Annotated in this window: 21 protein-coding genes; 17 read left to right on the forward strand and 4 right to left on the reverse strand. The window is 73.5% G+C overall.

Going from position 1 to position 24,982, the window contains the following annotated elements:
- The 5 genes from DSM112329_RS10780 (at position 1) to DSM112329_RS10800 (ending at position 6,003) form a co-directional block, all read left to right on the forward strand.
- Positions 1 to 1,683 (forward strand): penicillin-binding protein 2, encoded by a 1,683-nt coding sequence (locus tag DSM112329_RS10780; protein WP_354701820.1) that lies wholly within the window; start codon positions 1 to 3, stop codon positions 1,681 to 1,683.
- A gap of 32 nt (positions 1,684 to 1,715) precedes the next feature.
- Entirely contained in the window at positions 1,716 to 2,387 is a 672-nt protein-coding gene (locus tag DSM112329_RS10785; protein WP_354701821.1) for a response regulator transcription factor, read from the forward strand.
- 25 nt (positions 2,388 to 2,412) lie between these two features.
- Complete coding sequence (locus tag DSM112329_RS10790) at positions 2,413 to 3,825, forward strand: HAMP domain-containing sensor histidine kinase (RefSeq protein WP_354701822.1); 1,413 nt, start codon at positions 2,413 to 2,415, stop codon at positions 3,823 to 3,825.
- A gap of 169 nt (positions 3,826 to 3,994) precedes the next feature.
- On the forward strand, positions 3,995 to 4,330 hold the full coding sequence (locus DSM112329_RS10795) for a sulfocyanin-like copper-binding protein (RefSeq protein WP_354701823.1): 336 nt from the start codon (positions 3,995 to 3,997) through the stop codon (positions 4,328 to 4,330).
- Between the two features lie 185 nt (positions 4,331 to 4,515).
- Positions 4,516 to 6,003 (forward strand): NAD(P)/FAD-dependent oxidoreductase, encoded by a 1,488-nt coding sequence (locus DSM112329_RS10800; protein ID WP_354701824.1) that lies wholly within the window; start codon positions 4,516 to 4,518, stop codon positions 6,001 to 6,003.
- Between the two features lie 29 nt (positions 6,004 to 6,032).
- Here the strand turns inward: DSM112329_RS10800 and DSM112329_RS10805 are convergent, their stop codons facing one another.
- A complete protein-coding gene (locus DSM112329_RS10805) occupies positions 6,033 to 6,344 on the reverse strand; it encodes an antibiotic biosynthesis monooxygenase (protein WP_354701825.1) in 312 nt (103 codons plus the stop codon).
- Positions 6,345 to 6,451: 107 nt separating this feature from the next.
- On the opposite strand from DSM112329_RS10805, the gene DSM112329_RS10810 reads away from it, so the two are divergent.
- The 12 genes from DSM112329_RS10810 (at position 6,452) to DSM112329_RS10865 (ending at position 21,781) form a co-directional block, all read left to right on the forward strand.
- On the forward strand, positions 6,452 to 7,930 hold the full coding sequence (locus DSM112329_RS10810; RefSeq protein ID WP_354701826.1) for a UDP-N-acetylmuramoyl-L-alanyl-D-glutamate--2,6-diaminopimelate ligase: 1,479 nt from the start codon (positions 6,452 to 6,454) through the stop codon (positions 7,928 to 7,930).
- Positions 7,911 to 9,263, forward strand: a complete 1,353-nt coding sequence (gene murF / locus DSM112329_RS10815; protein ID WP_354701827.1) for a UDP-N-acetylmuramoyl-tripeptide--D-alanyl-D-alanine ligase — start codon at positions 7,911 to 7,913, stop codon at positions 9,261 to 9,263. Before DSM112329_RS10810 ends, murF begins: the two co-directional genes overlap by 20 nt.
- On the forward strand, positions 9,260 to 10,231 hold the full coding sequence (gene mraY, locus DSM112329_RS10820; protein ID WP_354701828.1) for a phospho-N-acetylmuramoyl-pentapeptide-transferase: 972 nt from the start codon (positions 9,260 to 9,262) through the stop codon (positions 10,229 to 10,231). Before murF ends, mraY begins: the two co-directional genes overlap by 4 nt.
- Positions 10,228 to 11,502, forward strand: coding sequence for a UDP-N-acetylmuramoyl-L-alanine--D-glutamate ligase (murD, locus tag DSM112329_RS10825; protein ID WP_354701829.1), 1,275 nt, complete (start codon positions 10,228 to 10,230; stop codon positions 11,500 to 11,502). The genes mraY and murD overlap by 4 nt, the downstream gene beginning before the upstream one ends.
- Positions 11,503 to 11,590: 88 nt before the next feature.
- Complete coding sequence (ftsW, locus tag DSM112329_RS10830; RefSeq protein WP_354701830.1) at positions 11,591 to 12,766, forward strand: putative lipid II flippase FtsW; 1,176 nt, start codon at positions 11,591 to 11,593, stop codon at positions 12,764 to 12,766.
- A complete protein-coding gene (locus DSM112329_RS10835) occupies positions 12,726 to 13,805 on the forward strand; it encodes a glycosyltransferase (RefSeq protein WP_354701831.1) in 1,080 nt (359 codons plus the stop codon). The genes ftsW and DSM112329_RS10835 overlap by 41 nt, the downstream gene beginning before the upstream one ends.
- Positions 13,802 to 15,097: a Mur ligase domain-containing protein gene (locus DSM112329_RS10840; RefSeq protein WP_354701832.1), complete on the forward strand. Its 1,296-nt coding sequence runs from the start codon at positions 13,802 to 13,804 to the stop codon at positions 15,095 to 15,097. The genes DSM112329_RS10835 and DSM112329_RS10840 overlap by 4 nt, the downstream gene beginning before the upstream one ends.
- 753 nt (positions 15,098 to 15,850) lie before the next feature.
- Positions 15,851 to 16,684, forward strand: coding sequence for an FtsQ-type POTRA domain-containing protein (locus DSM112329_RS10845; protein ID WP_354701833.1), 834 nt, complete (start codon positions 15,851 to 15,853; stop codon positions 16,682 to 16,684).
- A gap of 206 nt (positions 16,685 to 16,890) precedes the next feature.
- On the forward strand, positions 16,891 to 18,030 hold the full coding sequence (ftsZ, locus tag DSM112329_RS10850) for a cell division protein FtsZ (protein ID WP_354701834.1): 1,140 nt from the start codon (positions 16,891 to 16,893) through the stop codon (positions 18,028 to 18,030).
- A gap of 163 nt (positions 18,031 to 18,193) precedes the next feature.
- Positions 18,194 to 18,469, forward strand: coding sequence for a hypothetical protein (locus tag DSM112329_RS10855; RefSeq protein WP_354702470.1), 276 nt, complete (start codon positions 18,194 to 18,196; stop codon positions 18,467 to 18,469).
- Positions 18,470 to 18,480: 11 nt separating this feature from the next.
- Positions 18,481 to 20,295 carry a glutamine--fructose-6-phosphate transaminase (isomerizing) gene (glmS, locus tag DSM112329_RS10860; protein WP_354701835.1) on the forward strand — a complete coding sequence of 605 codons (1,815 nt, stop codon included), beginning with the start codon at positions 18,481 to 18,483 and terminating at the stop codon, positions 20,293 to 20,295.
- A gap of 64 nt (positions 20,296 to 20,359) precedes the next feature.
- Positions 20,360 to 21,781 carry an MFS transporter gene (locus DSM112329_RS10865; protein WP_354701836.1) on the forward strand — a complete coding sequence of 474 codons (1,422 nt, stop codon included), beginning with the start codon at positions 20,360 to 20,362 and terminating at the stop codon, positions 21,779 to 21,781.
- 136 nt (positions 21,782 to 21,917) lie between these two features.
- Here the strand turns inward: DSM112329_RS10865 and DSM112329_RS10870 are convergent, their stop codons facing one another.
- From DSM112329_RS10870 to DSM112329_RS10880, 3 genes are all read right to left on the reverse strand, one after another.
- Positions 21,918 to 22,295 (reverse strand): DUF6636 domain-containing protein, encoded by a 378-nt coding sequence (locus tag DSM112329_RS10870; protein ID WP_354701837.1) that lies wholly within the window; start codon positions 22,293 to 22,295, stop codon positions 21,918 to 21,920.
- Between the two features lie 87 nt (positions 22,296 to 22,382).
- Positions 22,383 to 23,063 (reverse strand): FHA domain-containing protein, encoded by a 681-nt coding sequence (locus DSM112329_RS10875; RefSeq protein WP_354701838.1) that lies wholly within the window; start codon positions 23,061 to 23,063, stop codon positions 22,383 to 22,385.
- A 7-nt stretch (positions 23,064 to 23,070) separates the two neighbouring features.
- Entirely contained in the window at positions 23,071 to 24,882 is a 1,812-nt protein-coding gene (locus tag DSM112329_RS10880; protein ID WP_354701839.1) for a protein kinase, read from the reverse strand.
- Positions 24,883 to 24,982 lie beyond the last annotated feature (100 nt).

The raw sequence follows: 24,982 nt of genomic DNA on the forward strand, positions 1-24,982 counted from the left end.
GTGCCACTGCTCGACCGCCGCATCGGGCTGCTGTTCCTCTGCTTCCTGATCCTGATCAGCCTGGCGTTCGCCCGCGCGCTCTACTTCGGCACGGTCAAGGGCTCGGCGCTCGGCCAGGTGGCCACCAAGCAGCAGGTGTCGACGGACGTCGTCCCGGCCCGGCGGGGGACCATCACCGACCGCAACGGCGACGAGCTCGCCGTCAGCGAGCCGTCCGCCACGATCATCGCCAACCCGCGGCTGATCGACGTCGGCGACGTCCCGGCCGGCGTCATCGCGAAGCAGCTCGCGCCGCTGCTCGAGCTCGAGCCAGGCGAGGTCCTGCAGGCGATCACCAAGCCCGACACCGGCTACGTCCAGGTCAAGCGGCAGGTGCCGGCGGTCACGGCCGACCGCATCGCCGAGCTGAAGATCAACGGCATCACCCAGGAGGCCAGCGAGCAGCGCACCTACCCGCACGGCCTGCTCGCGGGTCAGGTGCTCGGCATCGTCGGGCGCAGCGACAAGGGCATCACGGTCGGCCGTGAGGGCCTCGAGTACTTCCGCAACAAGAGCCTGCGCGGGCGCGACGGGAAGGTCCGCACGCTGCGCGACGCCCTCGGCCAGCCGCTGCAGGTCGACGAGCTGCAGCCGTCCAAGCCCGGTGCCCGCCTCGAGCTCACGCTCGACGCGGAGATCCAGGACCGGGCCGAGAAGGTGCTCGCCGCCGTCGGCAAGAAGTACTCGCCGAAGTCGGCGACCGCCGTCGTCATGGACCCCGCGACGAACGAGGTGCTCGCGATGGCCAACTGGCCGCGCGTCGATCCGAACCGGCCCGGCGACGCCCCGGCGGACGCCCGCCAGAACAAGGCCGTCGGCATCACGTACGAGCCCGGGTCCACCTTCAAGGCGTTCACCGTCGCGGGCGCGCTGGAGGACAAGAAGACGACGCCGGACACCGTCTACAACCTCGACCCGACCATCAAGATCGCCGACCGCGAGATCGGGGAGTCGCACGACCGCGGCCCCGTCTCGCTGACCACCGGGCAGATCCTCGCCCAGTCCTCGAACGTCGGCGCGATCAAGATCGGCCTCGGCCTCGGCCGCGAGCGCTTCGATCACTGGGTGCGCGAGTTCGGGTTCGGCAAGCCGACCGGGGTCGACCTGCCGGGCGAGGAGCGCGGCATCCAGCCGACGATCAAGCAGTACTCGGGATCGTCGATGGGCAACCTGCCGATCGGCCAGGGCGAGTCGGTCACGTCGCTCCAGATGGCGACGGCCTACAGCGCGATCGCCAACGGCGGCATCCTGCGTCCGCCGCGCATCGTGCGCAAGATCGACGGCCGCCGGCTCGCGCCGCGCAAGGGCAAGCGGATCATCTCTGAGAACGTCGCGTCCGAGATCCGGAAGATGCTCGAGGGCGTCGTCGCGGCGGGTGGCACCGCGTCCGAGGTCAGCATCCCCGGCTACCAGCTGGCGGGCAAGACGGGCACGGCCAACAAGGTCGACGCCGTCACGCGGGAGTACTCACAGGAGGACTACGTCTCGTCGTTCGTCGGGTTCGCCCCCGCCGCGAAGCCGAAGCTGCTCGTCTCGGTAATGGTCGACCAGCCCCAAGGCGCGATCTTCGGTGGCGTCGTCGCGGCGCCGGCATTCCAGGACATCGCGTCCTTCGCCCTGCAGTACCTGAAGATCGCCCCGTAGCCGCGGCGACGCGGGACATACACTCACTGGTCATGCGCATCCTGGTGGTCGAGGACGAGCCTGCCATCGCGGACTTCGTCCAGCGTGGTCTGCGGGCCGAGGGCCACCAGGTCGAGGTCGCGCTGGACGGCATCACGGGGCAGGAGCGCGCGCTCGCCGGGGACGTCGACCTGGTCGTCCTGGACCGGATGCTCCCGGGCCGTGATGGCATCGAGGTCCTGCGGAACGTCCGCGCCGAGAAGCCCGGCCTGCCAGTGATCGTCCTGACCGCCCGGGCCGAGGTCGGCGACCGGGTGGAGGGACTCGACGCGGGCGCGACCGACTACCTCGCAAAGCCGTTCGCCTTCGAGGAGCTCGCGGCGCGCGTCCGCGCCCATCTCCGCGGTCCGGCCCAGGCCAAGACGACCGAGCTCGACGCCGGCGGCATCCACGCCGACCTGTTGACGCGCGAGGTCACGCGCGAGGGGCAGTCGGTCCACCTGTCGGCCAAGGAGTTCGAGCTCCTGACGCACTTCCTGCGCCACCCGAACCAGGTCCTCAGCCGCGAGCAGTTGCTCAGCGCGGTCTGGGGGTACGACTTCGATCCGCAGACCAACATCGTCGAAGTCTACGTCGGATACCTGCGCCGGAAGCTCGCGCTGCCCTCCAGCCCGGCGCCGATCCAGACCCTGCGGTCGGTCGGCTACCGCCTGCGCGTGCGCTGAGCCGTCCGCGCCGCCGCCGCCCGCGATGAGCATCCGCCGCCGCCTCACGATCGGGGTCACCGCGATCGTGCTCGGCTGCCTCGCGGTGGCGTTCGCGGCGGTCTACGCGGGAACGGGGGGCGAGGTCCGCACGCAGCTGGACGACGACCTGAACGCCGACATGGAGGCGTTCACGCGCGTCGTGGCGGTGGGGCCGTCCGGCATCCGAGCCGCTGCGACCGCGTTCGTCGACGGGCAGCCGTACGCCCCGAACGCGCGGCTGTTGTACGCGCGGCTCCCGAACGCACCGGTGCCCGTCACGAACGACCGCGACCTCGTCACGCCCAACAAGGCTGACCCCGACGGCGAGCGCGCCCGCCGCATCCTGGGCACCCCGCCGGGGGCGCGGGACGTCGACCTGCCCGACGGCCGCCGGATCCGGCTGCTGGTCCGGCGCGTGCGCACCGCGACGGGCGTCGTCACGCTCGGGGTCGGGGAGAGCACGCGCCTGGTCGACCGGGCGCAGGACGGCGTGCTGCGGTCGTTCCTGACCGCCGGCGGACTGGCCGTGGTCCTGGCGGCGCTCGCCGCGGTCGTGCTCGCCACGCGCATCGCCGGGCCGCTGCGGCGGATGGCGGGGGTGGCGGCGCGGATCCAGGAGGGTGACCTCGGCCGCCGGATGGCGCAGGGCCGGACGGCGGGGGAGGGGGACGACGTCACGGTCCTCGGCGACGCGTTCGACTCGATGCTCGACCGCCTGCAGGCCGCGTTCGACCGGCAGAACGCGTTCGTCGCCGATGCGTCGCACGAGCTGCGCACGCCGCTCACCGTGATCCAGGGACAGCTCGAGGTGCTCGCACTCGATGCCAACCCGCCGGGGGACGAGGTCCGCCGGGTGCAGCGACTCGTCCGGACGGAGGTGGTGCGGATGAACCGCATGGTCGACGACCTGCTGATGCTCACCCGGGCCCAGGACGACGGGTTCCTGCGGCCGTCGGCGGTCGCGCTGCCGGCGCTCACCCGGGACCTGCTGGAGGCGCAGCGCGCCACCGCGGAGCGCGACTTCCGCCACGAGAGCGACGTCGCCGGCGTCCTGCAGGCCGATCCCGACCGGCTCGCGCAGGCGATCCGCAACCTGCTGCGCAACGCGATCGAGCACACGGCCGACGGCGGGCTCGTGAGCCTGTGGACGCAGAGCGAACCCGGTGGCTGGATCGTCATCGGGGTCGACGACGACGGTCCGGGCATCCCGGAGGACGAGCGCGACCGGGTCTTCGGCCGCTTCCACCGCGCCGATGCCCGCGGGCCGCGGGGGTCGGGGACCGGCACGGGACTCGGGCTTGCGATCGTTCAGGCGATCGCCGCGGCCCACGGCGGCACGGTCGCAGCGCAGGCCTCGCCGGCCGGCGGCGCGCGGGTCGTCCTGCGCCTGCCGCAGTTCGCCGCCCGCGCTGGGTGAGCGTTCTCTCATGCGCGGCTCACCTGTGGCTCACGCGCACCCAGGATTCTCCTCCGCAGTGACCCGTCGCCATCGGATCGCGGTGCTCAGCATCGCCGGGCTGGTGGTACTCGGGGGATGCGGAAGCTCGTCGGACGACAGTGCGACGGGGTCATCGGCCGGTCGGCCGGTGACGCTCGGCGTAATTGCGGTGAACCTCAGCGAGTACAAGATCAAGGCAGTGCCGGCAAGCGCCCCCGCGGGACGCGTGACGTTCGACGTGACGAACGACGGTGCGATCCCGCACGAGTTCGTGGTGATCAGGACCGACAAGCAGGCGTCCGGGCTCCGCAAGGGGTCCGAGGCGGACGAGGCCGGCAACGTCGGCGAGCTGGACGAGAACGCGCTCCCGGTGGGCGCGGAGCAGGACCTGGCCCTCACGCTGGACGCGGGCCACTATGCGCTGATCTGCAACCTCCCAGGGCACTACCAGGGCGGCATGCACACAGATTTCACCGTCAGGTAGCGCACTGACGGAACCAAACGTCCACCGGTGCCCCGCACACTGGTTGGCGCGCGACGGCGAGCTTCGGCTCGCCGTCTGCCGTTAACGGGTGCTTTGCGGCTCCGGGCACCTTGGGGGTGGCAGCGCCAGGTGTCGAAAAACGACATGTCGCGCTGCCACACCCTTGGGCCGGATAGCGTCGGGCCATGACGCGCTCACTGTCCGTGGTGATCATCGGAGCCGGCTTCGGCGGGATCGCTGCGGCCATCGCCGCACGCGAGGCCGGGGTCGAGGACATCACGCTGCTCGAACGCGCCGACCGGGTCGGCGGCGTCTGGCACCACAACACCTACCCGGGCATCGCCTGCGACGTGCCCTCGCACCTGTACGAGTTCTCGTTCGCGCCGAACCCGGACTGGTCCCGCCGCTACTCGCCGGGCCACGAGATCCGCGACTACGCCGAGCGCCTCGCACGGGACCACGGCGTCCTGGACCGCGTCCGCTTCGGCGCCGCCGTGGAGCACGCCGCGTTCGACGACGACTCCCGGCGCTGGTCGGTGCGGCTCGCGGGCGGCGAGACGCTGACGGCCGACGTCGTCATCACCGCCGTGGGCCAGCTCCACGAGCCGGCGGTCCCGGCCCTCCCGGGGATCGAGACATTCGCAGGCCGCGCGTTCCACTCCGCGGAGTGGGACCACGACCACGACCTGCGCGGTCGGCGGGTCGCCGTCGTCGGGACGGGCGCGAGCGCGATCCAGTTCGTCCCGCGCGTCGCCGAGCAGGCCGCTGCGACGACCGTCTTCCAGCGGTCCGCGCCGTGGGTCATCCCGAAGGCCGACGCGGCCCTCGGGTCGCGATCGCGCGCGCTCTACCGGCGGGTGCCGCTGCCACGGGTCTACCGGCGGCTCTACTGGCGGCTGTTCGAGTCGCTGGTCCCGCTCTTCACGTTGGCCCCGGAGCGCCGCGGACGGGTGGTCGCCACCGCGGTCCGCGGGCTGGCGAACGCCCAGCGGCACATCCAGCTGCGCGGCGACCGTGCCCTGCTGGCGGCCACGCGGCCGACCAGCGAGCCGGGCTGCAAGCGGCTCTGCATCACCTCCGAGTGGTATCCGACGATGCGCCGACCCGACGTCGAGCTCATCACGGAGCCGATCCGCGAGGTCGTCCCCGAGGGCGTGGTCGGCGCCGACGGGACGCTGCACCGCGCCGACACGATCATCTACGGGACGGGCTTCCGCGCGAGCGAGCTGCTGGCGCCGATGACGCTGACCGGCCGCGGCGGCGTGACGCTCCGGGACGCGTGGTCCCGCGGCGCGGAGGCGTTCCTGGGGCTCACGATTCCGGCGTTCCCGAACCTGTTCCTGGTCTACGGGCCGAGCACGAACCACGGCACCGGCTCGGTCATCGCGACCCACGAGGCGCAGATGGCGTACCTGCGGGACGCGCTGCGGCTGTTGTCGGACGGGAACGCCGAGGTGCTCGAGGTCCGCGAGGTCGCCCACGCGCGCTTCCAGGCCGAGATGGCCGAGCGGACGGCGAAGTCCGTCTGGGCCACCGGCTGCTCCAACTGGTACGTCAACGCGGCGGGGCGGGTGACGAACAACTGGCCGGGGCCGAACGACGAGTACCGGCGGCGGACGGCGACCCTCAACGAGGCCGACTACCACCGGGAGCTGCCGGACCCGGTGGCCTGACCGGCCGCCGCCGCCCGACGTCGCCGGAGTCAGGCCGGGAGCTCGCTCTCGAGCAGGTCGAACGACCAGATCTCGCTCGCGGTCCCGACCGGGCCGTCCGTGCGGTGCTGCGCGTGGCCCGCCGCGAAGTCGGGGGACGCGACCCAGGCGCGGAAGTCCTCCTCCGAGCGCCAGCGGGTGATGACGAGGCAGACCTCGCGGTCGTCGTTCGGCCGCAGCAGGTCGAACGCCTCGAAGCCCTCGGCGTCGGAGACGCGCCCGGCCCGGGTGGCGAAGCGGCGCTCGAACTCCTCGAAACGCTCGCGGGGGACGGTGATCGCGTTGATCTTGACGATGCTCATAAGAGGATCCTCGCACGGCGCGCAGGGCGGGAGCGACTGCCGCCGGGGGTATCCTCCGTCGCGATGACCGGCCGCCACACCTCGCGCTCCCTCGGAGCCGGTCAGCCATGAGACTGGGCGCGATCCTGCCCGTCGCCGGCCCCCGCGATGCCGACGTGGAGATCGGTGCGCTGGCGTACGACAACCGCGCCGTGAACGCGGGAACGCTGTTCTTCTGCGTCCCGGGCTTCACCCGCGACGGACACGACTTCGCCCCGGACGCCGTCGCCCGCGGCGCGGCGGCGCTCGTGGTCTCGCGGCGGCTGGACGGCCCCGGGCTCGACGGCGTCCCGCAGGTCCTCGTGCCCGACGTGCGGACGGCGATGGCGACCGCCGCCGCCGCGTTCCACGGGGACCCCACCGCGACGCTGCAGACCGTCGGCATCACCGGGACCAACGGCAAGACCACGAGCGCGTACATGGTCCGCTCGCTGCTGGAGGCGGCAGGCCGGCAGACCGGCCTGCTCGGGACGGTCGCCTCCGTGGTCGGCGGCGTCGAGCAGCCGGCCGTCCGGACGACCCCCGAGGCGATCGACCTGCAGGCGACGTTCGCCGCGATGCGGGCCGCGGGCGACCAGGCGTGCGTGATGGAGGTCAGCTCCCACGCGCTCGAGCTGCGCCGGGCGGACGCGATCCACTGGGCCGGCGCGATCTTCACGAACCTCACGCAGGACCACCTCGACTTCCATCCGGGCATGGAGGAGTACTTCCAGGCCAAACGGCTGCTGTTCGCGGCCGCCGACCACCGGCGCGCGCCGCTCGTCTTCAACATCGACGACGCCTACGGCGAGCGCCTGGACGAGGAGTTCCCGCACGCGACCACGATCGCGATCGACCACCCGGCGGCCGACCTGCGCGCGACCGACGTGACGTTCGGCCTGACGTCGAGCACGTTCACGCTCGACGGCCAGGTGCTGTCCGTCCCGTTGCCCGGCCGGTTCAACGTGCTGAACGCGCTCGGGGCGATCGCCATCGCGCGGCAACTGGGCGTGGACGACGCCACGGTCGCCGCGGCGCTGCCGAGCGCGCAGAAGGCCCCGGGCCGCATGCAGTCCGTCGAGCGCGGCCAGGACTTTGCCGTCCTCGTCGACTACGCCCACACCCCCGACTCGCTGCAGAACGTCCTGCGGGCGGCGCGGGCGCTGGTCGAGGCGGGCCCGGCTGACCCAGGCCGCGTCCTCGTGGTCTTCGGCGCCGGCGGGGACCGCGACCGTGGCAAGCGCCCGCAGATGGGCGCGATCGCGGCGTCCGAGGCCGACCTCGTGTACGTCACGAGCGACAACCCCCGGTCGGAGGCGCCGGGCGCGATCCTCGCCGAGATCGTCGCCGGGATGGGCGGACGCGGGCCCGGGCGGCCCGGGGTCGAGGTGCTGGAGGACCGACGGGCGGCCATCGCCGCCGCCGTCGGCGCCGCGCAGGCCGGCGACGTCGTCCTGATCGCCGGCAAGGGCCACGAGCAGGGCCAGGAGTTCGCGGACGGCGTCAAGCTGCCGTTCGACGACGTGACCGAGGCGGAGGCGAGCCTGGATGCACGGCTGGTCGCCTGAGCAGGTCGCCGAGGCCGCCGGCGCGCGGCTCGTCGCGGTGCCCGCCCCCGACGCGGCCGGTCGCCCGGTCGCCGGGCCGCTGCGCGCGGTCATCGACTCGCGCGCGGTGGTCCCGGGGGACCTGTTCGCCGGGCTTCCCGGGGACAACGTCGACGGCGGGCGCTTCGCCGCGGCGGTGCTCGAGGCCGGGGCCTGGGGCGTCCTCGTCGGCCCGGACCACGTCGAGGCCGCCGCCGCCGCTGCGGCCAGGCCCGCGGGCGGTGCGGGCGTCGTACTGGCCGCGGACGACCCGCTGCTCGCGCTCCAGCGCCTGGCCACCGCCTGGCGCCGCGCGCTGGGCTGCCGCGTCATCGGCGTCACCGGGTCCGTCGGCAAGACGACCACGAAGGACGTCCTGGCGGCCATGATCGCGTCGGCGGGCGTGTCCGTCGTCGCCAACGAGAAGAACCTCAACACGGAGATCGGCCTGCCGCTGACCGTCCTGCGGGCTCCGGCCGGGACCGAGGTCCTCGTCCTGGAGATGGGCATGCGCGGCGCGGGCCAGATCGCCGAGCTCGCGACCATCGCCGAGCCCGACGTGGGGATCATCACCGCGCTCGGCCCCGTCCACCTCGAGCAGCTCGGCACGATGGAGGCGATCGCCGCCGAGAAGGCCGCGCTCGTCGCCGCCCTGCCGGCCGGGCGCGGGGTGGCCGTCCTGCCGACCGCGGAGCCGCTGCTGGAGCCCCACCTGCGCACGGACCTGACGACGGTGAGCTTCGGCGCGGAGCACGGGGACGTCACGCCCGCGGACCTCCATGGCCTGGGCCTGGACGACCAGGCCCTGCACGTGCGCATCGACGCCTGCGCCGCGCTCGCCGCCGCGCGGGCGGTCGGCGCCGAGCCCGTCGGTCCGGTCGCGCTGACCCTCAGCGAGATGCGCGGCCAGCGCCTGCACCTCGACGGCGACGTGACCGTCATCGAGGATTGCTACAACGCGAACCCGCTGTCGATGCGGGCGGCGCTGGATGACCTGGCCGCGACGGCGACCGGCCGCCGTGTCGCCGTCCTGGGGGACATGCGCGAGCTCGGGACCGACGAGCATGCGCACCACGAGCAGGTCGGCGCGTACGCCCGGGCGGCGGGCGTGGAGCTGCTGGTGGCCGTCGGCCCGCTCAGCGCCGCGTACGACGGCGAACACGCAGTCCCGGACGCGGCGGCCGCCGCCGCCCTCGTCCCCGGCCTGCTCGTAGCAGGCGACACGGTCCTCGTCAAAGCGTCCCGCGGGGTCGGCCTGGAAGCCGTGACCGGAGCGCTTCGCGACGCCGAGGCTGCGAAGCTCCGGGGCACATGATGGGCGAGATCCTGATCGGCGGCACCGCCTCGTTGCTGCTGTGCATCTTCCTGAGCCCGAAGTTCATCGCCTGGCTGCGGGCGCGGGAGTTCGGCCAGCACATCCGCGAGGAGGGGCCGGCCGGGCACCACGCGAAGGCGGGCACGCCGACGATGGGCGGGATCATCATGTTCATCGCCATCTCGGTGCCGTTCCTGATCCTGTGCGACTACGACTGGCGGGCGATCGGGGTCTTCGGGGCCGGGCTCGCGTCCGCCGCGCTCGGGTTCGCCGACGACGCGCAGAAGGTGTTCCGCCGCCGCAACCTCGGGCTTCAGGGCCGCTGGAAGCTGCTCTGGATGGTCGTCATCACGCTGTTCCTGTGGTGGGTCGCGGTCGACAAGGCGGGCCTGGACCAGACCGTCCGCCTGCGCTCGATCGACGCCACGGTGGACCTCGGGATCTTCTATCCGTTCTTCATCTACGTCGTGATCGCCGGGACGACGAACGCGGTCAACCTGACCGACGGACTCGACGGCCTCGCGGCCGGGTGCACCTCGATCGTGCTGCTCGCGTACATCGGCATCACGTTCATCACCAGCGGGCAGCAGGACCTTGCGCTGCTGGCGGGCTGTGGAGTCGGGGCCTGCATCGGGTTCCTCTGGTACAACGCGTTCCCGGCGACGATCTTCATGGGGGACACCGGGTCGCTGGGGCTCGGGGGGATCATCGGCGGACTGGCGATCATGACCAAGACCGAGGAGCTCCTCGTCCTGATCGGCGGCATCTTCGTCGTCGAGGCGCTGAGCGTGATGATCCAGGTCTTCTCGTTTCAGACCTTCCGCAAGCGGGTCTTCAAGATGGCCCCGATCCACCATCACTTCGAGATCGAGGGCTGGTCGGAGACAAAGATCATCCTGCGCTTCTGGATCGTGGCGGCCGTCTGCAGCGCGATCGGCTTCACGATCTACCAGCAGTCGGTGGCTTGACCTCGCGCGACGGGGCGGCACGCCCGCCGCTGCCGGAGGGGCCGTGGCTGGTGGTGGGCCTCGCGCGGTCGGGGCTGGCGGCCGGCGCCGCACTGGCGGCCCGCGGCCTCGCGGTCGTCGGGGTGGACAGCGGGACGCCGGCCCTCCCGGACGAGCCGGGCTTCCCAGTGCGGACCGGCGTCGACGGGCTGGACGCGCTGGCGGACGGCGTGCGCGCTGTGGTCAAGTCGCCGGGGGTCCCGCCGCGGGCGCCGGTGGTCCGCGCGGCGCGGGCGGCGGGCGTGCCGGTCCTGGGCGAGGTCGAGCTCGCCTGGCGCCTGGTGGACGCGCCCGTCGTGGCCGTCACGGGGACCAACGGCAAGACCACGGTGACCGAGTGGCTCGGCCACGCCTGGCGCTGCGCGGGGCTGCCGGTGCGCGTCGTCGGCAACGTCGGCACGGCCTACACGTCGCTGATCGGCGCGCCGCTCGACCCGGGCACGACCGTGATCCTCGAGGCCTCCAGCTACCAGCTGTTCGACACGCTGGCCTTCCGCCCGGACGTCGGCATCCTGCTGAACCTCGAGTCCGACCACCTGGACTGGCATGGCTCCATCGAGGCCTACGCCGCCGCGAAGCTCGACGGCATGTTCGGGCGGCAGCTCGCTGCCGACACGGCGGTCGCCCCGGCGGCCCTGCCCGTCCCGGGAGCAGCCGCTCGGGTCGACACGGACCTCGTCGAGCTCCCGGCCGAGCCGACCCTTCCCGGCGCGCACAACCGGGCGAACGCCCGCGCCGTCGTCGCCGCCTGCCGCTCGTGCGGGCTGCCCGAGGCGGCCATCGCGGAGGCGCTGCGGACCTTCACCGGCGTCGAACACCGCCTGCGTGCAGTCGCCGTGGTCGACGGCGTCACCTACGTCGACGACTCGAAGGCGACGAACGTCGCCTCGGCGCTCACCGCGCTGGCGGCGATCCCGGGCCCGGTCCACCTGATCCTGGGGGGCGACGACGCCAAGCAGGAGGACTTCACGCCGCTCCGCGGACCGGTGGCCGAGCGGGCGGCCTCGGTGCACCTGATCGGCCAGGCCGCGCCGCGGCTCGCGGACGCACTGCAGACCGGGGACGACCGTGGCGACCTGGCGGCGGCAGTCGCAGCCGCACGGGCAGCGGCACGGCCAGGCGACACGGTCCTGCTGTCGCCCGCGTGCGCGTCGTTCGGGCAGTACCGCAACTACGAGGAGCGGGGGCGCCACTTCCAGGCGCTCGTCGCAGAGTTTTCGTCCGGCGCGTGAGGATTCGGCGGGCGGGCGTCGAAAGCCCGCTCTAATGCCGCCGCCGCAGTCCCGCGATCGCGCTCAGCCGATCGAGGCCAACATCCTCATGACCGCGACCCTGTGCCTCCTGGCCGCGGGGGCGGTGATGGTCTACAGCGCCTCGAGCGCGAAGACGGTCGTCGCCGCCCACGGTGGGGACGGCGCCGCCTACCTCATCAAGTACGTCGGCTTCGCGTGCGTCGGGTTCGTCCTGATGCACCTGATCAGCCGGCACGGGCTGAAGTACGTCGCGCAGTTCACCGTGCCGCTGCTGTGCGTGTGCCTCGTCCTCCAGGCCCTGGTGCTCGTCCCCGGGATCGGCGTCGAGGTCAACGGCTCGCGGCGCTGGCTGGGCGCCGGGCCGCTGCAGTTCCAGCCCGCCGAGCTGCTGAAGTTCGCGCTCGTCCTGCACGCCGTCCGGATGCTGGCCATGAAACCGAAGATCGTGGCGTCGCCACGGCTGCTCGTCCCGCTCGCGGCGGTCGCGCTGTTCGGGATCGGCCTGGTGGCGGCGAAGGACCTCGGCACCGCGCTCGTGATGGCGTTCGCGCTGTGCGCGCTCCTGGTCGCCGCCGGGATGCCGCTGCGCTACCTGGCCGCGATCGCCGCCGCCGGGGGATGCGTCGTCCTGATCCTCGCGCTGATCGAGCCGTACCGGCTGCAGCGCCTGACGTCGTTCATGGATCCGTGGGCGGACGCCCAGGACAGCGGGCACCAGGCCGTGCAGGGGCAGATCGCGCTCGGGTCGGGTGGGTTCTTCGGCCGCGGGCTCGGCGAGTCGGTCCAGAAGGTCTACTACCTGCCCGAGGCCCACACCGACTTCATCCTCGCGATCATCGGCGAGGAGCTCGGGGTCTTCGGCGTGACGGTCCTGCTGTTCCTGTACGGGCTGATCGCCTACGCCGGACTGCGCATCGCCCAGGGCGCCCAGGGCGCGTACGGCAAGCTCCTGGCCGCGGGACTGACCTCGATGATCATCTGCCAGGCGATGCTGAACACCTTCACGGTCCTCGGCATGGTGCCTCTGACCGGAGTCCCGCTGCCGTTCATCAGCTACGGCTCCACGAACCTCATCATGCTGCTGATGAGCATGGGCCTGCTGATGAACATCGCGCAGGGAGGCGTCGTCCACGTGCGCGCCCTGCCAGGATCCGCCAGCGATGGCACGAGTGTTGATAGCCGCCGGCGGGACAGCCGGCCACGTGGTGCCCGCGCTGGCGGTCGCCGACGCGCTACGGGCTGACGGCCACCACGTCGCCTTCACGGGCGGCGACCGCGCGGAGGCGCGGCTGGTTCCCGCGGCCGGATACGAGCTGCACCCGCTGAAGGTCGAGGGCCTCTCGCGGTCCAACCCGCTGAAGGCGGCGCGGGGGGCGGCCCGGGCGGTCGCCGCGCTGGGGGCGGCCCGGCGCATCGTCAGGGCCGAGCGGCCGGACGTCGTCGTCGGCGGGGGCGGATACGTCGCCGGCCCGGTCGGCGCCGTCGCCTCCGCGCGCCGGATCCCGCTGGTGCTGACCGAGGCCGACAGCCACCTTGGCCTGACCAACCGGCTGCTCGCCCGCCGCGCCCGCCGCGTCTGCCTCGCCTTCCCGATCGCGGGCCTCGACGCACCGCTCTACCGGGTCACCGGCCGGCCTGTCCCGCCCCAGACCGCCGACCGGGCCGCCGCCCGGGCGCGCTTCAGGCTGGCCGACGGCGAGACGTGCGTGCTCGTCTTCGGCGGGTCGCTGGGCGCGCGGTCGATCAACGAGGCCGCGGTGGAGGCGTTCGCCACGCTGCGCCCCGGGCTGCGGATCCTGCACGCCTGCGGCGAGCGGGACTTCGCGGCGCTGCGCGCGCGGGTGGACGACCCCGTCCGCCCGGGGTACGACCTGCGGGCGTACATCGACGGCTTCGCGGACGCCCTGGCGGCGTGCGACCTCACGGTCGCCCGCTCCGGCGGGTCGGTCTTCGAGATCGCCGCTGCCGGCCGGCCCGCGATCCTCGTCCCGTACCCCCACGCGGCGGCCGACCACCAGACGGGGAACGCGCGCTGGATGGTCGACGGCGGCGGGGCGCTGCTCATCCCGGACCCGGAGCTCACCGCGGCGTCGCTCGGAGCCGCGGTCGACGGGCTGCTCGACGACCCGGGCCGCCTCGCCCGCATGGCGTCGGCGTCGGCCGCGCTGGCCCGTCCCGACGCGGCGGCGGACATCGCCGGTGAGGTCGTCGCCGCTGCCACGGCGGCTGACGGCGGGCGGGACGGCGCGGCCGGACCGGGCCGGGGACGGGGACGCCGATGACCGGCCAGGCACCCTGGGCCGGGCAGCGCCTGCACCTCGTCGGCATCGGCGGGGCGGGGATGAGCGCCTACGCGCGCTGCGCGGTGGCGCTCGGCGCGACCGTCTCCGGCTCCGACCAGGCCGAGTCGCCGGGGCTCGCCGCCCTGCGCGCGCTGGGCATCGACGCCCGCGCCGGCCATGTGGCCGCCAACGTCCCGGCGGGTGAGGGCGTTGAGGTCTTCCACTCCACGGCCATCCCGCCGTCGAACCCCGAGCGGACCGAGGCCGCCCGGCGCGGGCTCGCCGACCATCCGCGTGCCGAGCTGCTGCGCCGCTTCAGCGCGCTGAAGCGGACGATCGCGGTCGCGGGTGCGCACGGGAAGACCACGACGACGTCCATGATCGCCCACGCGCTGCTGGCGCTCGACGCCGCCCCGGCCTACCTGATCGGCGGCGACCTGGTCAGCACCGGGCGCAACGGCGAGTGGGGGACCGGGGAGTGGCTGGTCGTCGAGGCCGACGAGTCCGACGGCTCGTTCCTGTCGATCGACGCCGACATCGCGGTCGTCACGAACGTCGAGCTCGACCATCACGCCACCTACCCCTCGCTGGAGGCGCTGCGGGGCGTGTTCCGGACCTTTCTCGCCACACCGACGCACGCCGTTCTGTGGGACCGGCCGGATGTGCTGGCGCTGCGGCCGGCCGGCGCGCCGGTCGTCCCGTTCGACGCGCCGGCCGAGCCGCTCGAGCTGCTGGTCCCAGGCGACCACAACCAGCGCAACGCCGCCGCCGCGCTCGCCGCGCTGACGCTGGCCGGGTTCGACCCCGCCGCGGTCCGTGCCGCGCTGGCGACGTTCCCCGGGGCCGGCCGCCGGTTCCAGACGCTCGGCACCACGCGGTCCGGGGCGCGGATCGTGGACGACTACGCGCATCATCCGACCGAGGTGGCCGCAACCATCCAGGCGGCCCGGTCGCTGGCGCCCCGCCGCGTGGTCGCCGTCTTCCAGGCGCACCTCTTCAGCCGCACGATGCACCTGGCCGGGCGGTTCGGCGCGGCACTGGCGGGGGCGGACGTGGCCTGCCTCGTCGACGTCTACCCGGCGCGGGAGCGGCAGGAGGACTTCCCGCAGATCACCGGGCGCCTGCTGGTGCAGACGACGCTCGACGCGCGCCCGGGCATGCCGGTCTTCTGGCTCCCGGCGTTCGACGACGTGGAGCGGGCGCTGGCGCCACTGCTGCGGGACGGCGATCTGGTGCTGGTGATGGGCGCCGGCGACGTGAACCGCCTGGGCGCGCGCCTGGCCGCGGGCTGACGGACGCGGCCACCGGTCCCGCCGTCGACCGGTCCCGCCGTCCACCAGCCCCCGCCGTCGACCGGCCCGCGCCGTCCACCGGTCTGACGACCATTTTTGGCTGTCCTGACGACCAAAACTGGTCGTCAGACGTGCGTGAGGGTCCGTGTGGCCGGCGGCGCGCGCCGAGCCGACCGGCCGCGAGCGTCGGTCCCCGCCGTCGACCGGCCCCCGCCGTCCACCGGTCCCCGCCGTCCACCGGCCCTCGCCGTCGACCGGCCCTCGCCGTCGACCGGCCCTCGCCGTCCACCGGTCCCCGCCGTCCACCGGCCCTCGCCGTCGACCGGCCCTCGCCGTCGACCGGCCCTCGCCGTCCACCGGTCCCCGCCGTCCACCGGCCCTCGCCGTCGACCGGTCCCCGCCGTCCGCCGGTCTGACGACCATTTCTGGTTGTCCTGACGACCAAAACTGGTCGTCAGACGGCGTGAGGCTCCGTGTGGCCGGCGGCGCGCGCCGAGCCGACCGGCCGCGAGCGTCGGTTTTCCCGTGTGCTGGCGTGGGGGAATCGACGTTCGGTGCGGGGCGGCGGAGGGCGGGGGGTGTCGAGGTTCGGTCCAGCGCGGCAGGGACGCGCGCCGGCGCGTCGAACGAGGTCACCGCATGGCCAGTCGATCCGCATCGCTCCCTCATCCACGCTTCGGTCGTCGCGCATCGACGCGCGGGCCGCGCGGCGACGCAGCGCCTGCCTCCGGCTCGCCGACGGGACGCACCGTCGTGCGGCGCATCGTCGCCCTGCTGATCGTCCTCGGCGCGGTCGCGGCCGGCGGCTGGTTCCTGCTGCGCGACTCGTCCTTCGTCGCGGTCAACGACGTCACCATCACCGGGGTGTCCGGAACGCAGGCCGCCGGCGTGCGCGCCGCCCTCGAGGCCGCGGCGCGCGAGCAGACCACGCTGCGCCTGCAGCCCGAGAAGCTGTCGGCGGCCGTCGCGCGCTTCCCCGAGGTGAAGGCGGTCCGGGCGACCACCAGCTTCCCGCACGGCCTCAGCATCACGGTGATCGAGCGGACCCCCGTCGCGGCGCTGCGCGCCGGCGGACGCACCATCCCCGTCGCGGGCGACGGCACGCTCCTGCGGGATGCCTCCGCGAAGGGCCTGCCCACCGTCAGCGTGAAGACAGCGCCGGCGGGCGCCAAGTTGACGGACGGGCTCGCGCTCGCGGAAGTCCGCATCCTCGCCGCCGCCCCGGTCGCGCTCCGGCGCGAGGTGGTCAAGGTCTTCACCGGGTCCCGCGGCCTCGCGGTGCAGCTGCGCAACGGGCCGGATGTCGCGTTCGGGGCGCCGGAGCGCCTGGCGGCCAAGTGGGCCTCGCTCACCGCGGTCCTCGCCCAGCCGGCCTCCGCCGGCGGCACCCTGATCGACCTCAGCGTCCCCGAACGCCCAGCAGTGGCCGGGCTCGAACCGCTTCCTGACGGCGGCGGCACCGGGACCGGCAGCCCCGACGACGAACTCGGCGCGGCGCCCTCGGGTGCCGCCGGCGCCGACGGTGGTACTCCCGCCGCCGACGGCGCCACTTCGACCACCCTGACTCCCGATACTCCGACGCCGTAACCCAACCCTCGGCCTCTAGTCGAGGGTGAGATCACCCATAACCTTCAACCCAGCATCGAGGGTGGGGCCGACTGCAACGGTCGTTGCGGGCTAGACTTGGCGTTGACACAGGCCATAAGCCCTGCGTACCGTGCGCGTCGCCCATCTGGGCACTGGCTTACGAAACCTTCGACAATAGATCGAAGGTAGGACGGAACTTCTTCTTCATGGAAACCAGCGGCAGCTATCTCGCAGTCATCAAAGTCGTCGGCGTCGGCGGCGGTGGAACCAACGCGGTCAACCGCATGGTCGACGCGGGCCTCCGTGGGGTCGAGTTCATCGCGGCCAACACGGACGCCCAGGCGCTGCAGATGTGCGACGCCGACATCAAGCTGAACATCGGCATCGATCTCACGAAGGGGCTCGGCGCCGGCGCCAACCCCGAGGTCGGCTTCGGTGCGGCAGCCGAGTCGCGCGACGACATCAAAGAGGCGCTCAAGGGCGCCGACATGGTCTTCGTCACCGCGGGCGAAGGTGGCGGCACCGGCACCGGTGCGGCCCCCGTCATCGCGGAGATCGCGAAGAACGAGATCGGCGCGCTCACCGTCGGCGTCGTCACGAAGCCGTTCGAGTTCGAAGGCACGCAGCGCATGCGCCAGGCCGACGAGGGCATCGCCCGGCTGCGCGAGGTCGTCGACACGCTGATCGTCATCCCGAACGAGAAGCTGCTCGCCATCGTCGAGCGCCGCACGACGATCCTCGAGGCGTTCCGCGAGGCCGACAACGTCCTGCGCCAGGGCGTCCAGGGCATCACCGACCTCATCACGATCCCGGGCCTGATCAACCTCGACTTCGCCGACGTGCGCACGATCATGAGCGACGCCGGCAGCGCCCTCATGGGCATCGGCACCGCCGGGGGCGAGAACCGCGCCGCGGATGCCGCCAAGTTCGCCATCTCGAGCCCGCTGCTGGAGGAGTCGGTCGAGGGCGCCACGGGCATCCTGCTGAACATCACGGGTGGCCGCGAGCTCGGCCTGTTCGAGGTCAACGAGGCCGCCGAGATCGTCCAGGGCGCCGCCGACCCGAACGCCAACATCATCTTCGGCACCGTCACCGACGAGTCGATGGGCGACGAGGTCCGCGTGACCGTCATCGCCACCGGCTTCGACCATGGCCGTCATCGCAGCAGCAGCGCACCGGCCGCGCGCCGCGCGCCCGCCGAGCGTTCGGACCGCCCGCGCAGCCCGCGCGAGCAGACGGACGAGGCAGCGCGCCGGTCCCGCGACCGCCTGCCGCGCGCCGATCGCGAGCGCTCGTCGCTCGAGATCAGCGACGACGACATCGACATCCCGCCCTTCCTGCGCTGAACCCGGCCCGGCGGCCCGCATCGGCCGCCGAGTTGCGACGGGCGTCGTAGAACGCATCTCGGCCCGCGGGGTAGAGATGCGTCGTGCGATCGGACCGGGTTTTGCCCGAAATCGGGCAGGAATCGCCAAAACCGCGGTCGCGACCTGCCACACTCCACAAATCGTGCCGACGGACGGCAACCCGCTCGATCCACTTCTGGATCACCTCCAGCGCTCCTCCACCCTGCATCGCAGCGAGGCAGAGCGCGTCGTGATGGAGGTGATGGCGTGGTTCTCGGAGGACGCGAGCGCCTTCGTGCGCCGCCGCCACCGGGAGCTGCAGCGCCGCGGGACGCCGAACGCCGAGGCCTACGCCCAGATCGCCGCCGAGCTCGCCGCTCGCCCGGTGGCCGGGCCCAGCCTCTCGGTACGGCAGGTTCGTCGGGTCATCTACGGCTAGGAGCAACCCACATGTGTGGAATCGTCGGCTACGTCGGGCGCCACAACGGCGTCCCGGTCCTCCTCGAGGGTCTGCAGCGCCTGGAGTACCGCGGGTACGACTCCGCCGGCGTCGCGGTCGTCAACGGCGACCAGCTCCGCGTCCACAAGGCCGAGGGCCGGGTGCGGGACCTGGCGGAGGGGCTGCCCAAGCGCGTCAACGGGCACGTCGGCATCGCGCACACCCGCTGGGCGACCCACGGCCCGCCGTCGGACGTCAACTCGCACCCGCACCTGGACACCGAGGGCAACATCGCCGTCGTCCACAACGGCATCCTCGAGAACGCGGCCGCGCTGCGCGCCGAGCTCGAGGCCGACGGCGTGACGTTCACCTCCGACACCGACACCGAGGTCCTGGCCCACCTCATCGGCCGCTCGACCCACGAGGACCTCGAGGACGCCGTCCGCGACGCACTCGCGAAGGTCGGCGGTACCTACGGCCTCGCGGTGATCGACGCCCGCCAGCCCGACCGGATCGTCGTCGCCCGCAACGGCTCACCGGTCGTCCTCGGCATCGGCAACCGCGAGATGTTCGTCGCCTCCGACGTCGCCGCGCTGGTGCGCCACACCCAGCAGGTCGTGCTGCTCGACGACGGCGAGCTCGCGACGCTCACGGCGGACGGGTTCACGACCTCGACGCTCGACCGCCGCCCGACCCAGAAGGAGACGCTGGAGCTCGACGCCGATGTCAGCTCCTACGACAAGGGCGGGTACGACCACTTCCTGCGCAAGGAGATCGCCGACCAGCCGACGGCCGTGGAAGGCACGCTGCGCGGGCGGCTGGACCATCGCTTCGCGACCGCCCACCTGGGCGGCATCGAGCTCACCGCCCGTGAGCTGCGCGGCATCCGCCGCGTGAAGATCCTGGGCTGCGGGTCGGCGTACTACTCGGGCATCGTCGGGGCGAACATCATCGAGTCGCTCGCCCGGCTGCCCGCCGACGCCGAGCCGGCGTCCGAGTTCCGCTATCGCAACCCGGTGATCGACCCGGACACGCTCTACCTGGCCGTCTCACAGTCGGGGGAGACGTTCGACACCCTCGCCGCGGTGCAGGAGGTCCAGCGCAAGGGCGGCCGCGTCCTCGGCGTCGTGAACGTCGTCGGATCCTCGATCGCCCGCGCCTGCGAAGGCGGCGTCTACATCCACGCCGGCCCCGAGATCTCGGTGGCGTCGACGAAGGCGTTCACGTCGACCGCGGTGGCGTTCGCGCTGATCGCGCTGCACATCGGCCGCGTCCGCGACTTGAGCCCGGCGGACGGCGAGCGTCTCATCGGCGGCCTCGAGCGGCTGCCCGAGCAGCTCGAGGAGATCATGGCGACCGAGGAGCACATCGCCCGGGTCGCGGGCCGCTTCAGCGACGCGACGTCTGCGTTCTTCATCGGTCGCGTCGGCGGCTACCCGGTCGCGCTCGAGGGTGCCCAGAAGCTGAAGGAGGTCTCGTACGTCCACGCCGAGGCCTACCCGGCGTCCGAGCTCAAGCACGGTCCCCTGGCGCTGGTGACGACCGACCTGCCGACGGTCGTCGTCGCGCCGGACGACCACCTGGCTGCGAAGAACATCTCCGCGATCGAGCAGATCAAGGCGCGCGGCGGCCCGGTCGTCGCCGTCGGCCACCGTGTCCTCAGCGAGCTGGCCGACGACACGCTGATCGTCCCGAAGAACGAGCCGGAGCTCGACCCGATCCTGCTCGGCGTGCCGCTGCAGCTGCTGGCGTACCACGCGGCGCTCGTACTCGGCCGGGACGTCGACCAGCCGCGAAACCTGGCCAAGAGCGTCACGGTCGAGTGACCGCAGTGTGAGGTCCATCACACTGTCGGTTGCAAATCGCTACTGACGGTCCTACGGTGCGGCGATGTCCCGACGGTCACTCGCCCTGTTCGCGCTCTGCGGCGCCTCGTTCCTGGCGTTCCTCGACACGACGATCGTCAACACGAGCTTCCCCTCGATCGGCGAGTCGTTCGAGGACGCAAGTCCCGCTGAGCTGAGCTGGATCCTCGACGGGTACTTCATCGTCTTCGCCGCGCTGCTCATCCCGGCCGGGGGGATCGCGGACCGCGTGGGCCGGCGGCGCGTCTTCCTCGTCGGCGTCGCGGCGTTCACGCTCAGCAGCCTGCTGTGCGCGGTCGCGCCCACCTGGGAGGCGCTGATCGCGGCGCGCGTCCTCCAGGGCACCGCCGCCGCGGTGATCGCTCCGGTGTCGCTGGCGCTGATCCTGGGCCAGTACCCGGCCGAGCGCCGCGCCGCCGGGATCGGCGTGTGGGGTGCGTCCGCGGCGCTCGCCGCTGCCTGCGGCCCGCCGCTGGGCGGCCTGCTGGTCGAGGTCGCGGACTGGCGCTGGATCTTCCTCGTGAACCTGCCGATCGGGGCCCTGGTGATCGCGGCCGGGGTGCGCGCCCTCGACGAGTCGCGGGACGAGGACGCGACCGGCCTGCCCGACCTGCTGGCGAGCGCGCTCGTCGCCGTCGGCCTCGCGCTGCTCGCGCTCGGCATCGTCGAGGGGAACAACTGGGGGTGGGGGAGCCCGCGCGTGATCGGCGCGTTCGCCGCCGCCGCCGTGCTGGTCGCCGTCGTCGCGCGTCGATGCCTGACCCACCCGCGGCCGCTCGTCGACCCGGCCCTGATGGCGATCGCCTCCTTCCGGCGGGCGAACCTGGCGACGCTGCTGTTCGCGGCGGCGTTCTTCTCGACGATCCTCGGGAACATCCTGTTCCTGACCGGGGTCTGGGGCTACGACGTCCTGCACGCCGGGCTCGCGACGATCCCGGGGCCGCTGGCGACGACGTTCGCCTCCCAGCCGGCCGGGCGCCTGGCCGACCGCTTCGGTCACCGGGCCGTCATCGTCCCCGGCTGCCTGCTGTACGCGACCGGGCTGCTGGTGCTGCGCAGCGCCGGCGGCGAGCCCGACTGGGCCGGAACCTGGCTGCCCGGGATGGTGATCCAGGGCATCGGGGTCGGCCTGGCGTTCCCGACGCTCGGCGCCGCTGCCGCCGCGGACATCGACGAGGCCCGGTTCGGCGTCGCCAGCGCGGTCACGAGCGCCTTCCGGCAGTTCGGCGCGGTGCTCGGGACCGCGATCCTGATCGCGATCGTCGGGCAGCCGACGACGCTCGCCGCCGCGCTCGCGGCCTCCGACGACGCCTACCTGTTCGGCGTGGGGTCGGTGCTGGGCGCGGCGGTGGTGGCGGGGACGATCGTCACGCGGCGGGTGCTCGCGCCGCCGCACGACCCGCGGACGATCGCTGCGGGCCCGCCGGAGGCCGCGATCGGCGTCTGACCGCCGCGGTGCGCGGGGGTGGCAGCGCCTGGTGTCGCTCGCCGGCATCTGACACTGCCACCCTCGCCGCGGCGAGCGCGAGTGGCAGCGTCAGGTGTCGTTTTCCGACGTCTGACACTGCCACCCCCGCCGCGGGCTACCAGCGGTAGCGGGCCTGGACCGCCACGAAGAAGCCGTGGCCGCCGCGGTTGCGGCAGGTCAGGCCGTCGTAGCGGGAGGTGCAGCTGAAGGACCCGACCGTGACCTTGCGGCCGTAGCGGAGCGTCCAGTCGCCGCGGAGCGCCGGCCCCATCCCGTAGACCCGCGGGTAGCCGCGGCGGCTCATCTGGTAGGTGACGCGGGCGGAGTTCACGTCGCAGGCCATGTAGCCCGAGTAGCCGGTCGCGTACTGGCAGACGATGTTGCCGGTCGGCGTCTGGAAGCTGCCGGAGTACGCGTCGGCGGCGGCGGGTGCGGCGAGGGCGGCGGTGAGGGTGACGGCGGTGAGGGCGGCGCGGCGGATGATGGTGCGCATGGGGTGACTCCTGGGGGGTGGTTGGTCGATGTGTCCATCCTCGACCGCCGCCGCGCCCCCGCCCATGCCCTCACGGTGGGAAGTCCCTCACCCCTCCTGCGTCGCCCCCGGGGCGAAGTCCGCCTCCGTCAGCACCCCCAGGCCGAGTGCGATCTCGGCCAGCCGCGCACGCTTGGCGTTGTTCGGGATCTCGCCCACCGCGAACTGCTCGAACAGCGCCTTCAGGTGCGACTTGACGGTGTCGACGCTGAGCACGAGCGCCTCGGCGATCGCGAGGTTCGTCGCGGGCGCGGTGACCCCGGGGCCGCGGCACGGGCGGCTGAGCTCGACGAGGACCCGCCGCTGGGCGGGGGTGATGCGCAGCGTCGCCAGCAGCGGGCTGTCGGCGAGCGTCGTCCCGGCGATCGTGCCGGCCGACGGGTCGCGGAAGGTCAGCGTGCAGGAGCCGACGAGCACCACGTCGCCGTCGATCAGGCGCCGCGGGCCGCTGATGCGCGTGCCGTTGACGAACGTCCCGTTGCGGGGCAGGCCGTCGTCCGCCGTCGCCCAGCCGCCTGGCACGGGCCAGATGCGCAGGTGCAGCCGCGACACGCGCGCGTCGGCGAGCACGACGTCGCACGCGTCCGACCGGCCGACGGTCAGCTCGTGCCCCGGCAGGGGACGGACGACCGGCACCGCGTCCGGCGGCTGGACGACGAGGAACGGTGAGCCGGCGCGCTCGGCGGCCAGCAGGTCCTTCAGCGCCTGCGCCCGGGACGTCGTGCTCACCGCGGCGTCACGCCTTGCACTTGGCGGCGATCTCCGTGATGAGCCAGCGCCCGTCGGTCCGCCGCAGGACGAAGCTGATGGGCTGCGGGGGCAGGCGCTCGGACGTCGTGATCTGCGAGCGCGCCTCGATCCGCGCGCGCTCGCCGTCGACGCTCACGCGGGCGGAGGTGGCGTCGAGCAGGCGGTACTCGTTGACGTCGGCGAACTGCCGCTCGTAGATGGCGATCGCCGCGTCCCGGCCGGTGGTCGTCTGGCAGCCGCTGACGACCCCGTTGCCGCCGGTCCGCTGCACATCGGGGCTGAACAGCGCCCGCAGACGGCCCGAGTCGTGGTCGGTGAACGCGGTGGCGTAGGCCCGGACGGCCGACGCCACCTCGCGGCGCGCAGGCTCGGTGGCCGGGTCCGGCCCGCCCGCCGCCTGGGTGGTCGTGGGCGGACCAGTGCTCGTGGTGCCGTCCGTCGTCCCCGTGGTCGCCGTCGACGGCGTCGCGCCGGTCGCGCCCGTCGTCCCGGACGTCGAGCCCGACGTGGAGGTCGACGGGCTCGACGAGGTCGTCGACGTCGACGGGGTCGATGCCACGCGGGCGCCGTCGCTCGCGTCCTCGCGGGTGAGCAGCCAGGCCGCACCGCCGCCGAGGACGATCGCGAGCAGCGCGCAGACGGCGAGCAGCGCGCCGCGGCCGCCACCGGCCCCGGCTCCGCCGCCCGGAGAGCCGGCGACCGCAGGCGGCGCAGCGGACGGGACGGCGGTGCGCGTCGCCGGCGCCGGGCGCGGAGCCCGGGCGGCCGGTCGCACGGGGACGCCCATGACCGCGGTCGCGTCGGCGGCCGGCGACTCCCCGGCCAGGCCCGGCTCGGCGAGCGTCGCGTCGTCGTCACCGCCGGGCGGGGCGTCCGGCCCGGCCAGCGGCGGCGCCATCGCCGGCGCGACCTGCGCCAGCGCCCGCGCGAACGCGGCACCGTCCGGGAAGCGGTCGGCGGGGTCGATCGCCATCGCCCGGATGAGGACCGCGTCGTAGGCGGTCCCGAGCGCCGGGGCGGCCTCCGAAGCCAGGGGACGAGGGGCGGACGCGTGCGCGAGCAGCGTCGCCACGGGCGTCTCGCGGCGCAACGGCCGCTCACCCGTGAGGGCCTCGAAGAGCACGCAGGCCAGCGCGTACAGATCGGCGCGGCCGTCGAGCTCGCCGCCCTGGACCTGCTCGGGCGCGAGGAAGCCCGGCGTCCCGATGACGTTGCCGGTCACCGTCAGCTCCCCGCTGATGGTCTCGGCGTCGGTGCCGGCGACCGACAGCGCGCGGACGACGCCGAAGTCCGTGAGGTAGGCGTGCAGGCCGGAGCCCATCTGCCGCACGAGGATGTTCGCGGGCTTGACGTCCCGGTGCAGGATCCCGGCGCGGTGGGCGGTGTCGAGGGCGTCGGCGATCTGGGTCACGACCCGCACCGCGTCGGCCTGGGCCATCGCGCCGTGCTCGTCGAGGTGCTCGCGCAGGTCCTCGCCGTCGACCCACTGCATGGCGATCCACGCCACCCCGTCGGTCTCGCCCGCCCCGTGCACGCTGATGATGTGTGGGTGGTCGAGGCCCGCTGCGGCACGGGCCTCACGGGTGAAGCGCGTCCGGAAGGAGGGGTCGGCGGCGATCCGCCCGGCGATGACCTTCAGGGCGACGACGCGGCCCAGCGACTCCTGCCGCGCGCGGTAGACGACGCCCATCGCGCCGCGGCCGGCGACCGACTCGACGACGAACTCGGCCAGTCGGCGCCCAGGGGCCAGGTCGTCTGCAGGCGGCACGCCGCCGGAGGTGTGCTCGCGGTCCGTCACGACCTTGCTCACCCTACCCAGGGGCACGGCCGGCTGACACCGGGGTGCGGGGTCGTCGCGGTCAGGTGTGGCGCGCTGCCGTCCATGCCCGTTACGCTCG

Source organism: Paraconexibacter sp. AEG42_29, from assembly GCF_040581415.1.
GTDB lineage: Bacteria > Actinomycetota > Thermoleophilia > Solirubrobacterales > Solirubrobacteraceae > Paraconexibacter.